This window comes from Actinomadura sp. NPDC048032 (assembly GCF_040653175.1).
GTDB classification, from domain to species: Bacteria; Actinomycetota; Actinomycetes; order Streptosporangiales; family Streptosporangiaceae; genus Spirillospora; species Spirillospora verrucosospora.
In genome coordinates this window covers 1-10884 of record NZ_JBEZJP010000275.1, presented here as the reverse complement: position 1 = coordinate 10884, position 10884 = coordinate 1, and the positions used below count along the sequence as shown (strand labels likewise).

Genomic DNA, 10884 nt, shown 5'->3' with positions numbered 1-10884 from the left:
TCGAGTCCATGAGCCTCTGATACGCCGCGATGGCTTCCTGGAGGCCGGGCTCCTCAAGGTTGGGGACGTGCCTGCGCTTAGACATTGAGGCCTCCGAGCGGACCGCTCAGGCGGGTGACACGGCGCGGCGGCCGGGTGATGGCCGCGCACACTTCGCTGAGGAACTCGGGGTTGCGGTGCTCCACAACGAGGGTGGGGTCGCTGTCGCACACGGCGCGGAAGTTGGCGCCGTGCCGGGTGACGGTCCACCCGTCGATGGTCGGGGCGGGGAGGGAGTTAGGGACGGCGTCCTCACAGCGCCTGGCGGGACGTTGGCCGCCGTCCCTCCCCCCGCCTTTCATGACATGCCCCGCGCCTGGTCGGAGGCGACGATGCGGGCCCGGAGTTCCTCGGGCGTGTCGGCATCGACGGCGTCGCGGCCCAGGGTCTCAGACACCACACCGGTACGGGACGCCCACCAGCGGCGCGTATCCCGAGTGAAAATCACCGACCAGTGCTGGAACATCGCACTCAATTCGGCCTTGATCTCCTCGGGCGAACCTTCGAATGGTGGGTCCTGTGACATGCCAAAAGCCTGCAACGGCAGACCCCGCTTGAAGTTTCACACCTCGGTGAAACTGTGAACCTTTCAGGGAACGCCGAGCCAGGACGCGAACCCGCTCAGGGACTTGGGGCGGCGGCGCTCCAGGTCAACGAACATCCGCACCGTCTCCCGCACCTGGGGATGGTTCCGGGTCTGCTGAGGCGCGACCTGCCGCGCCGCGTACAGGGTGTCGAGCGCTCGGGCGCGGTCGCCGTGGTAGAGCCAGCCCCTGGACAGGTCGATGTAGAAGTGCCCGAGCCGGACCGGCGCGACGGTCTGCGGCAGGGTGATGCGGCTGGCGCGCCTGACCGCCTCGGTGCCGTCGTACATCTCCACCGCGACGGCGACCTCATGGATCGCCACGTTCGACGGCCCGAACTCCAGACCGTAGTAGTTGGCGTCGGCGCCGAGGAGCCGCGCGGCTTCCCGGGCCTCGTCGATGTGGGCCCACGCCGCCGCGGCCTGCGGCATCCTCGCCGCGAAGATCGCCGATCGCAGGTGGGTCGCGCCGTACACGCTGAGCGTCGCGGGGTCCATGCGGGCGATGTCCTCGCCGATGTCGTGGCGGACCCGGTCGAGGAGCTGCGCGCCGCGGCGGTAGGACGCGCCGGCCAGGAACAGCGTGGAGCGCTGCCACTGGGTGCGGGCGACGCGCAGCGGGTCACCGGAGCGGCGCGCGGCCCACTCGATGCGCTCCATGGCGAGGCTGCGCAGGTCGAAGTAGCCGAGCGCGTAGGAGATCGCGGTGGCGCCGGTGTACGCCTCCGACAGCAGCGCGAACAGCGGCGCCTGCTGGCCTGCGGGTGCCGCGTGGACGGCGACGGTCAGCTCCTCCAGGAGCCCGGGGAGCATGTCGCCGAGGCGGCCGTAGTGGGCGTCGCGTCCGAGCTTGGACGCCCGCTTGACGTCCGCGGCGAGGTCGGCGACGGGGCGGGGCTGGACGTCCTCGTCGGGCAGGTCCCAGGACAGCAGAGCTCGCCGCAGATCGGGGATCGCGGCGTGCAACCGCTCCTCCTTCGGCTTGTCGCTGTGGTAGGGCTGCCCGGTCAGCTCGCCGGGCTCGACGCGCAGGGTTCGGGCGACGCCGGCGATGAGGGCCTGCGAGGCTGGCTTGTGGCCGCGTTCGACTTGGGCGATGAGGCTCTTGGAGCAGGGGACGCGGTCGGCGAGCTGCTGTTGGGTCAAGCCTCGCAATTTGCGCGCACGGGCTATACGGGGGCCGATGGCTTCTGGGGTACTCTCACGCAAGGCCCTGCACCTCCTGTGACTTCGACACTCCCAGGCTATGGCGCAGGGCCGTTCCCTGTTCAGGGCTAGGGCGACCGGTACCGACTCCTCCCGCATGGGCGTGACGTATCGGCGGTTCTGGGACGGTCCGAAATCGGGGACCGCACTGTGCGGACTGTGCGGACCGCACAGTGGCGGAGACGTCGTAGAGGGGGCTCAAGGCGGAGGCGCGCGCACCTGCGCGCGAGGAACCGCCCTCAGAAGGGGCTGAGAGCCCGCCAGACCGCACAGTCGGGCGTCTCGCGACTCGTGAGTTACCGGAGGGCCGGAACGCCGCCGTAGGGGCTCCTGAGGGCCGCCGGTTGCCGGTTCGGGGCTCATTGCGCGCGCGCGCAAGATCGGGGGGTCCTCGGAGCAGCTGCCGGATCGTTGCCGGTTGCCGGTTGCCGGTCCGGGCGCCTCAAGGGGTACGGGCTAGTCCGTACCCTTGCCCGCGATCATGCACGGGTGGCCCTCGCGTGTACGTGCGTACGTGTCCGGGTGCACTCGCACGTTGGCGACTCGGGCAAGGGCAAGCCTCGCGTGCGCGACGCGCGCGGGCGACGCGCCCCTGCGACGCGATGGGCCGCCGACCGGACGCGCATCGGCGCGTTGCCCTTGCCTCTTTGCTCGACACGAACGGTGACGGAAGACATCCCTGCCGACTGTGCAGTCGCGGGGCCGCGACTGCAGGGTTTGGGTGGCTCCTCGCGCGGGGGTGCGCGTGCGTGCGCGTAGGGCCCCGCCTGGGGGGCTCGCGGCGAGTGCACGATTGCACGATTGCACTGTTGTCTCGCGGCCCCGGATCGAGCACGGACCGTGACGACGATCGGGTGCCTCGCGTGCGCGTGCGCCACGTCTGCGCGTGGCCGGGCCGACAGGCCGGTCGAACGTGCAATGCACTTCGGTGTGTACGTCGCTGGATGTGACGAGGCCCGGCGTCAGATTGCGCCTGATGCCGGGCCTCGAGTTGGGGGGCAGCTTCAGCCCTTCCAGGTCCAGATCTCCCACAGCCTGCGAGGCACGTCCCTCACCCGGACCCGCTCCGGCGCCGGCCGGTCCGGCGCCGGGAAGGTGAGCAGCAACTCCTCCGAGCCGTGGCGCCACACCCGCATCTTGTAGTCCTCCGGACGCGGCGACTCGGCGTCCCAGTCCCGGTGAATCACCTCGTTGAAGAACGCGGCGACGTCGGTCCGGTCGCCCGTGTCCAGGCTGGTCGAGATCCGCTCGCCAACCGGGCCGCCGCCCCTCCGGTAGAGCTGGAAGTCGACCAGTTCACGCTGCACCGTAGGTCACCGCTTCCGCGCGTTGTCGGACTCTTCGACGTAGACACCGACGCGCTGTCCGTTCTTGTCGATCGCGGTCAGCTCACGTCGGATCGCGCTGCCGTGCGGCCCCTTCAGCAGGGCCGGGTGGTAGCACACGATCAGCACCGCGGCGGGCTTGTCGTGCACCGGCAGCTTCGGCAAGAAGCCGTTGACCTCACGGAACATGTCCAGCGACTTCGCGTCTCCCATCACGATGCGGCGGTAGGTGGGAGACGGGTCCCACCCGTCACCGACGCCGTACCAGGTCTCTGGCATTCCTCGCTTGCGGGCTTCCTCGAACATCCCTGTTTCTCCTTGTGTGTGAGCTTGCGATGGGTGTTGCTGCTGGCGTGTTGGCAGGCCTTGAGATCAGCCGATCAGGCCGTCGCCGTCTCCGGGCTGTAGTCGCACTCGGTGCGGATGGCGCCGTTCATCGTGTGGACGATCACCCCGTTGCCCAGCATGTGCAGATCGGGGGCGACCATCCGGACCTTGACGCCGGTCTTGCGGGCCATCTGCAGGATCCGAACCATCGCCCGCGTGCAGTCCGCGGACCGCAGCAGGGCCTCGGCGGAGTCGATGGTGAGCGCGATCAGGTCGTACCCGTGGCGCTGGTCGTCCTTGTTGAACTCGTAGATGTCCAGGCCGGCGAGGCGCTCGGCCCGCAGGTAGGCGTGTCCGAGGACCTCGAACAGCATGGACTTCGCGCCGTCCGGGCCGGCCGCGTACCGGGTGACGTCGTCGATCACTCCGAGGTGCTCGGCGCCGTAGTAGTCGATGACCCACGCCTGGGTGTTCGCGGTCTTGATGTCCTCGTCGATTCGCTGCCGCGCGGCGTAGGACTTGCCGCTGCCGACCGGGCCGGTGATCAGTTCGTGCTTGGGCATGGTGGAACTCCTTCGGTGTTGGTGGGGGTGTTTCTGAGGGTGTTGCTGGGTGTTACTCGGGATCGATAACGGCCTTGATCCGCTTGGCCTTCGGGTAGCCGCAGTTGCAGCGCGCGATGATCTGCCGGACGCTGATCGACTCACCGTTTGCGAGCTCGGTCGCGAACGCTTCTCGGGCGTTCTTCACCGTCTCCGGATCGAGGGTCTCGGCGGCGGAAGCCCCGTCGGCGGCCGGTGCCGCCTCGTGGCCGTTGACCTGCGCGGGAAACGCTTCGGGAACACCGTTGCTGCCGTTGCTGGACACCGTTGCCGCAGCAGGAGCGAGGACACTGTCCGGGTGGGGGAGCGGCCACCGCTCGGGCAGCTTGATCGACTTCCACGGAAACGCGTTCTCGGTGTTGCCAGAAACGTTTCCGTCACCGTTGCTGGTCTGCTCGTGGGTGTTGCTGGCGGGTGCGGGTTCGGCGTTCTCGTACCACGTCGCCAACGGCCCGGAAAGCTCCCCGTCGCCCCACGGGACGACGTCGTCAGCGTCTGCCTCCGGCTCCTCGGCGACGTCCTGGTCGACCTCAGGCGCATCTTCAGCGATGTTCGACGCGACCTCGCCGGGCGCCTCTCGGGTGTCGCGGCGGAGGAGATGCGCCAGCGTCGCGCCCATCCCCAGCACCATCACCGGGAAGCACGCCACGATCGTCACAATCCACCACGGCGCCGTCGCCGGCATCGTCTTCGACACCTGCTCGACGGTCCGGCCCGTCTCCCGCGCGGCCTGCGCGACCGCGCACTGATGCTTGACCTCCAGCAGGTGGTACGCGACCTGACCACCGGCGCCCAGCAGCAGCGCACCGATCGCCGACACGCACGCGAACACGCGGGTCGAAGTCGACAGACGCTTGTGGGACAGCCACGCGCCCAGGGCGTACGCGCCGTACGCCTCCACCCCGATCGGCAGGGTGATCGCTGAGTTCACGGTGAAGTCGTCGGCGATGCCGGGCAGGGGATGGACCTCCCCGAACCCGGTCATCGTGCCGAGCCCGACCCACCCGGACCACACCGCGACCGACGCCGGCAAGGCGAGCAGCAGCAGGAGCCACGGCGTTCCCCGCAGGAACCGCAGGACGCTCCGGATGAGTTCGCTCTTCATCAGAGGGCCCCCACCTGGATGGTCTGGGAGACGCTGGCGAACATGGCCAGGGCCTCACGGCGGACCGCTTCGGTGAACTGGTCGCTGGGCGTGGTCCTGGTCAGCTCGTGAAAGCGGGCCTTCACCTCGGGGCGCGCCGCGTCGAGCACCTCCTGCAGCGTCTCCTGCGTCGACAGGCGCGGGGCGACCGCGGGGTTCGAGGCCCAGTACGCGACCGTGCGGGGCGAGACCCCGACCCGGGCGGCGAACCGCTCGGCGGTCAGCCGCAGCGCGCGCCGAAGCATCGTCGCCTCACGGCCGGTCCACTCCACCAGGTAGGTCGTCATGACGCCGACCCGTGGTAGTCGGGGTGGTGGCCTTCGCGGTGGCCCTCGTCGACCACGTCGGCGTTGTCACCGTCGCGGGCGAGGTCGACGAGCTTGGTCAGCAGGAACGCCAGGCGCTCCGCCTCGGACAGCGTGAGCTTCGTGAGGTCCAGCGAACCCTCGATCGAGCCGAGGGTGATGTGCGGCTCGGCCTCACGCCACCCCTTGCTCAGGTTGACCGTGAACCCCTCGGGCTTGTGCACGCCGTCCCGGACGCTTCCCGGGAGGTACTTGAGCGGGACCTGGTAGAGGTCGCTCCAGCAGTCGCGGTCCTCCACTTCGGAGTCGGGGGCGTGCGTCCCGCGGCACCACTTCCCGCAGTCCTCGGTCGCGTACCAGGGCCGCGCGCTGACGTCGTTGGTGGTCATCACTTCTTCTCCTTCAAGTGCCGCGCGAATGTGGCGGCGGCGTCGAGCGCGTCGGCGAACTGGTCGTGGCCGACCATCCGCAGGGCTAGGGCGACCGTCTCGGCGTCGCTGGGCTTGAGGTGCACGCGCTTGGTCTGGTCAAGGTCGGGCGGGTAGGCGGCGATGAGCACCAGCGGCTCGCGGTCCAGGTTGGCGTGACCGCCACCGGAGAAGCCGACCGTCCACCGCTCGCTCGGGTTGGCCTTCCACTGCGTGACGCAGACCTCGACCAGGTCGTTGGGCTCCCGCAGCGCCGACGCGATGTAGCGGCCGTGGCCGGCGCCGAGCGCGCCCGGCTTCAGCGGCGCGCAGGGGCCGGTGCACCACGTGTAGTGGTCGCACTCGCCCGGGGCGTCGGTGCTGGCGAACTCCCACACCAGGTCGCCCTGCGTCAGGCGGGTGAACCGTTCGATCGGGGCTGCGGTCATGAGTCGACCTCCGTGGTGTCGATGACGACCTGGAACGCGTCGAGGGGAAGGTCGCGCTCCAGCGCGATGTAGTCGCGGGCCATCGCTTCCGCGTCGGTCGCGTTCGGGGCGGACTGGGTCACGCCCACGTCCGGGATGTGGAGCTCCCATCCCCGCTCCCACGGACGCGCGGCCACCTTGAACTTCATGAGGTAGTCGATGGGGCAGCCGCCGATCTGCGTCCGCAGCCAGCCGGTCATCTCTTCCACGGTGGCGGACGGCTCGCCGAGCCCGTAGGACAGGGTGGCGACCGTGCAGAGCACGCGGTTGACGCGGAGCTCGCGGCGCTTCTGGGCGTCCTCGGCAGCGGCTCCGTACGGAAGGTCGAGCGCGTCACGGATCACCGTGAGCAGCTCGCGGACCTCCGGGGACAGGGCGCTCCCACGGGAGTTGTTCATGGTCCGACCTCCCGGACCGCCTCGCGCGCCTCGTGAACCATCCGGGCGAGGAGACGCGACAGGGCGTCGGCCTCCTCCAACGTCAGCTCCGTCACGGTGTCGGGCGTGCTGAGCGCGAGCCGCGGCTCGATCTCCCGCTGCCCCCACTCCAGAGCCGTCGTGACGGTGGGCAACTGCGGTCCGAGGTTCTCGCCGCCGGCCTGCGCCTGCCACAGGCTGACCGGCACGCCGGGCGGCTCGTACTCGCACCCCCGGTTGACCGGCGCGTCGGTGTGCCGGTGGCGGGTCGCGCACCAGGTCGGGCAGTCGCGGCGCTGCCAGATCGCGAGCTTCTCGCCGTTCACGCCACGCCCTCCCGCTTCTGCTCGTCGTCCTCGCTGCGGTCGGCGCGGAGCCGCTCCGCCATCCCGGCGAAGAACTCCTCGACGCCCTCCACGAGGCTGCGGTCGTACTCCGCGCGGGTCATCGGCGGGGGCAGCGTCCCGGGCCGCTCGTACGCGGACGCGGTGATGGAGACCCCGGCGAACTCGCCGCCCTGGTTGATCTCGACGACGTCGAGGGTGACGGAGTCCAGCTTGAGGAGGCCGTGCATCGCGAGGACGGCGATGAGGTCCTCCCGCAGCGCGGCCTGGTCGAACTTCTCGCGCGCCGTGTCCAGGGCGGTGCGGGGCTCGGGCATGATCGCGGTCATCGGGACACCATCTCCTTCACCACGGCGCCCAGCGCCGCCTCGAATTCCTGGTCGCCCTCGATGTGGCGGACGCCCGCGTACTCCCAGGCGACGTCCATGAGGCTGCCGACGTCGTCCTTCAGGGTGGAGTTGATGAGGGTCGCGACCGCGTACAGCTGCGCCGGCGTCAAGCCGATGACGTTGCACTCGGGCGGGCCGTCGGGGTGAACCATCGAGAACAGCGGCTCGGGCGCGTCGTGCGGCTGGGTGATCTCGAAGCGGTAGCCGGTGCTGTCCACACCGATGAGCCGGGTGTGGACGCCGTCCACGTCGGTCTCACACCACCGCGGGTGGTTCCCGATCATCGAGCCACCTCCAGGACCCTGCGGCGCAGGGGGCTCCCGCCCAGCGCCCGGATGTAGTCGGGGCTGGCGTCGGGGTCGCTGACGCCGTTGACCATCTCCCCGGCCAGGCTCACCAGGTTCTCGGCGGTCTCGGTCAGGAACCCCAGGTCCATGAGGGCGAGCAGGTTCTGGCACTGCTCGACGGTCAGGCCGGTGAGGGCGGGCCCGTCGTCGGGGCCCTCGACCGAGATGCGGGGCTCGTGTCCCGGCTCCTGCCGCAGGACCACCATGACGTGGTCGGTGAAGCCGACGGCCCGGATGTGGACGCCGTCCTCGTCGTACTGGCACCAGCGCGGGTGCATCCCGATCATCGCTGCCCCGCCTTCAGGATCTCGGCGGCGCGGATGAGCAGCGGCGCGAGCGTGCAAGCCTCGGAGGCGCTGAGGTGCGCCTCGCCGCACAGGAGCTCGGGGACCTCGTCGCCGTTGTCGAGCAGGTGCAGGATCTGGATCGACGGGGCCGCCTGGCTGTCGTCGCCCAGGTCCTCGGCGGTCATCGAGATCCCGACGACGATGACCGAGGGGCCGCCGTCGTTGACGCGGCCGACCTCGCGGTAGTGGTCACGCTCGCTCGGCTCGTCGGCGATCTGGTACAGCACGGGGTGCTGACCGTCGCACCACGACGGGTGGGCGAGCACCGTGGGAGAATCCCCCATGGGTTCGGATCCCTTTCTGTGGAAGGTTCCGGATCAAGGCCCTGGGACTGCGCTGCAATCGCGGTCCTGGGGCCGCCCCATTTCTGAGGCTTCCTTCTTCTGGATCTTGCGGTGCGCTTGCACCGTCTTTCGTAGCTACAAAGTATGCGCAACTCCGTAGCTACGCAAGAGGTTGTGCCAAGATTCTTCGTAGATACGTAGACGAGGGAGACGCATGACCGAAGAAGACATCCCGCGGAGCACCCCTACACGGCCCATCCGTGTGCCGCTGGTGATGTGGGCGGCGTACGGCCGAGTCTGCAAACGCCTCGGCCTCAGCCGGACGGGCGATCTCCTGGATCACATGCGGACGCGCATCCGCGAACATGGCGACGAGCAAGACCTTGCCGACCTCGCCGATGCCGAGACGGAGTTGGCGACCCGCCGCGCGCGGAAGGGCGGCCGGCCCTCGAAGGCTTAGCGTCGGTTACAGAGGCCCGCCCGGTGATCTAGACCGGGCGGGCTTCTTCGTCCCGTGCTGGCTACTGAGGAAACTCACACTTCTCACACACTCAGACCTGGAACCTGCCAGGCTCACCGCTCCCTCCATGAGTGTGAGAACCGTGAGAAGTGTGAGAACCAGCATCGCTCCCCAACCTCCGCCCTCCACTGACCTGCACACCTTGGGAGCTGAGAGCCGCCCACTCGAAGCCGAGCGTTCTCACACCCCCTAGAAGAGTGTGAGTTTGCGGAGCCGCCGCCAGTGCCACGACAGGGGAGGCCGGGGAGACCGTTGGGAGTCCGGAAGTACCAGAGTGGACCTGATCGGAGCGGCGAGAAAGATCGTGAAGTGCTCTGCGTCGCCGTTCCTACCAGCGGGAATGCAAAAGTGCGGCCCGATGCCATCTCTTCAGGTCCCTGATCTGATCGTCTTGTAAACAGAAGGTTAGGGGTTCAAGTCCCCTCGCCGGCTCCCAGCTCAAAGCCCCCTTCCCAGTGCTGGAAGGGGGCTTCTGCTAACGCTCTTGCTACCAGCGGGGCCTACACCGCGCCCCCGCCCTTATCCGCGAAGACCGTGGCGGCAGGGCGACCCGCTCGCTGACGGCATGTGCGTAGACCCGCTATGAACAGGAACGCCCGCCCGGAGCAGAGCCGTCACGTGAAGGTGGCGGAGGTCGTGGAGTCTTGCGTGGAGGAGAGGGCGACGTCAGTACGGCCATGAGGGACGAAAACCGTCCCCAAGTGCACCGGCTCACCCCACCCTGCGGCGAACACGTGGCCGTCCGCTAGAACTCGCGCGGTCATGAGCTCTAACTGTGGTGGCACTGAGTCTGGTCCGGCCTGACCCGCGGCTCCGATCCGGAGCTGGACCCGCTGTGCCAGCTGTGGGAGACCGAGCTGACCGACGAGAGCGCCGCATGATCGACGAATCCGCCGTGCCCCTGCGGCCATGGGGACGCCGAGCCCGCCGCTTCGGTGCCGGAGACCGCGGGACCATAAGGCCCTGTGGCACCTGGACCGACTCGCCGAAGCGCTCGTCGCCCCAGGGATGGCCCACCAGGCGACGCTTCCACGTCTCCCCGGCAACACTGCGCGTCGGCCCCACCAAGCACGCGCCGGCCACCGACGAGCTCAGCGCCACCCACTTCGGCCGCTGGGTCTACCTCACCCGCAGCACCCCCCAACCCATCCCCTGCGCCGACCTGGACCACACCGTCACCCAGGTCGAACGCGGCCTCTGGGGCCGACTCCACCAGCCGAGCCCCGGAAGGGCCGACGCCATGAGCGGGAACCCTGAGACCAAGCGGGCCGCCCAAGCCCCCACCAAGATGTTCCCCGCATCCAAGACTGGTAGGGCGAACCGACAGGTGAGTGGTGGGCCATGATCCACACACCGACCGGCGACCGCCTACTCTCGGCCCCGACCTCCACCACCCACGCGACCAGATCACCCACACCAAGGCGTGGACACGGCATCAGAGGTGAGCACCCCGGACACTCCCCACATCACCGAGCCGAGGTCCGCAACATCGGCCGACGCAACCTTGCAGAAGTCCACCGGGGCCTCACCACCAGAAGCTCTACGTCCGCCACACCAACTTGTCTCAGATCCGCACCTGGCAGCTGAGCTGCCGCCGCAAGGCCCCTGACCAGGCAACTCAGGCGCCGCCGCATGTCCAGAAGCCAAGATCAGCAGAGAGTGCCGCCCGCCGGATGAGAACTTTCTCTACGTCTTCAAGGGCGCCGCGCCGCGCCGCCAGCGGCCGCCCGCCCCGGCGCGCCGGGCATGCGGCCTGTCCCGTCCGGTCCCGCCGCGCCGCGTCGCACGGCCACCACCTACCAACCAGCACC

16 protein-coding genes are annotated in these 10884 nt (G+C 69.3%); 1 reads left to right on the top strand and 15 read right to left on the bottom strand.

Translation table 11 applies throughout. From position 1 onward, the window contains the following. Positions 1-337: 337 nt before the first annotated feature. The 15 genes from AB0C69_RS28550 to AB0C69_RS28480 form a co-directional block, all read right to left on the bottom strand. Positions 338-565 carry a hypothetical protein gene (locus AB0C69_RS28550; protein ID WP_360358274.1) on the bottom strand — a complete coding sequence of 76 codons (228 nt, stop codon included), beginning with the start codon at positions 563-565 and terminating at the stop codon, positions 338-340. A 63-nt stretch (positions 566-628) separates the two neighbouring features. Then, the gene (locus AB0C69_RS28545) at positions 629-1927 is read right to left on the bottom strand and encodes a helix-turn-helix domain-containing protein (RefSeq protein ID WP_360358273.1); all 1299 of its coding nucleotides are present in this window, start codon (positions 1925-1927) and stop codon (positions 629-631) included. Positions 1928-2832: 905 nt separating this feature from the next. After that, a complete protein-coding gene (locus tag AB0C69_RS28540; protein ID WP_360358272.1) occupies positions 2833-3135 on the bottom strand; it encodes a hypothetical protein in 303 nt (100 codons plus the stop codon). 6 nt (positions 3136-3141) lie between these two features. Beyond that, complete coding sequence (locus AB0C69_RS28535; RefSeq protein WP_360358271.1) at positions 3142-3459, bottom strand: hypothetical protein; 318 nt, start codon at positions 3457-3459, stop codon at positions 3142-3144. Positions 3460-3533: 74 nt separating this feature from the next. Beyond that, positions 3534-4043, bottom strand: coding sequence for a hypothetical protein (locus tag AB0C69_RS28530; RefSeq protein ID WP_360358270.1), 510 nt, complete (start codon positions 4041-4043; stop codon positions 3534-3536). A 52-nt stretch (positions 4044-4095) separates the two neighbouring features. Continuing rightward, a complete protein-coding gene (locus AB0C69_RS28525) occupies positions 4096-5187 on the bottom strand; it encodes a hypothetical protein (RefSeq protein WP_360358269.1) in 1092 nt (363 codons plus the stop codon). Then, complete coding sequence (locus AB0C69_RS28520; protein WP_360358268.1) at positions 5187-5513, bottom strand: helix-turn-helix domain-containing protein; 327 nt, start codon at positions 5511-5513, stop codon at positions 5187-5189. The genes AB0C69_RS28525 and AB0C69_RS28520 overlap by 1 nt, the downstream gene beginning before the upstream one ends. Continuing rightward, positions 5510-5920, bottom strand: a complete 411-nt coding sequence (locus AB0C69_RS28515; protein ID WP_360358267.1) for a hypothetical protein — start codon at positions 5918-5920, stop codon at positions 5510-5512. Before AB0C69_RS28515 ends, AB0C69_RS28520 begins: the two co-directional genes overlap by 4 nt. Further along, entirely contained in the window at positions 5920-6387 is a 468-nt protein-coding gene (locus tag AB0C69_RS28510) for a hypothetical protein (protein WP_360358266.1), read from the bottom strand. The genes AB0C69_RS28515 and AB0C69_RS28510 overlap by 1 nt, the downstream gene beginning before the upstream one ends. Beyond that, positions 6384-6824 carry a hypothetical protein gene (locus AB0C69_RS28505; protein WP_360358265.1) on the bottom strand — a complete coding sequence of 147 codons (441 nt, stop codon included), beginning with the start codon at positions 6822-6824 and terminating at the stop codon, positions 6384-6386. Before AB0C69_RS28505 ends, AB0C69_RS28510 begins: the two co-directional genes overlap by 4 nt. Then, entirely contained in the window at positions 6821-7168 is a 348-nt protein-coding gene (locus tag AB0C69_RS28500; protein ID WP_360358264.1) for a hypothetical protein, read from the bottom strand. Before AB0C69_RS28500 ends, AB0C69_RS28505 begins: the two co-directional genes overlap by 4 nt. Continuing rightward, the gene (locus AB0C69_RS28495; RefSeq protein WP_360358263.1) at positions 7165-7515 is read right to left on the bottom strand and encodes a hypothetical protein; all 351 of its coding nucleotides are present in this window, start codon (positions 7513-7515) and stop codon (positions 7165-7167) included. The genes AB0C69_RS28500 and AB0C69_RS28495 overlap by 4 nt, the downstream gene beginning before the upstream one ends. Beyond that, complete coding sequence (locus tag AB0C69_RS28490) at positions 7512-7859, bottom strand: hypothetical protein (protein WP_360358262.1); 348 nt, start codon at positions 7857-7859, stop codon at positions 7512-7514. The genes AB0C69_RS28495 and AB0C69_RS28490 overlap by 4 nt, the downstream gene beginning before the upstream one ends. Next, a complete protein-coding gene (locus tag AB0C69_RS28485; RefSeq protein ID WP_360358261.1) occupies positions 7856-8209 on the bottom strand; it encodes a hypothetical protein in 354 nt (117 codons plus the stop codon). Before AB0C69_RS28485 ends, AB0C69_RS28490 begins: the two co-directional genes overlap by 4 nt. Then, positions 8206-8553: a hypothetical protein gene (locus AB0C69_RS28480; protein WP_360358260.1), complete on the bottom strand. Its 348-nt coding sequence runs from the start codon at positions 8551-8553 to the stop codon at positions 8206-8208. The genes AB0C69_RS28485 and AB0C69_RS28480 overlap by 4 nt, the downstream gene beginning before the upstream one ends. Before the next feature lie 214 nt (positions 8554-8767). On the opposite strand from AB0C69_RS28480, the gene AB0C69_RS28475 reads away from it, so the two are divergent. Then, entirely contained in the window at positions 8768-9013 is a 246-nt protein-coding gene (locus AB0C69_RS28475) for a hypothetical protein (protein ID WP_360358259.1), read from the top strand. Positions 9014-10884 lie beyond the last annotated feature (1871 nt).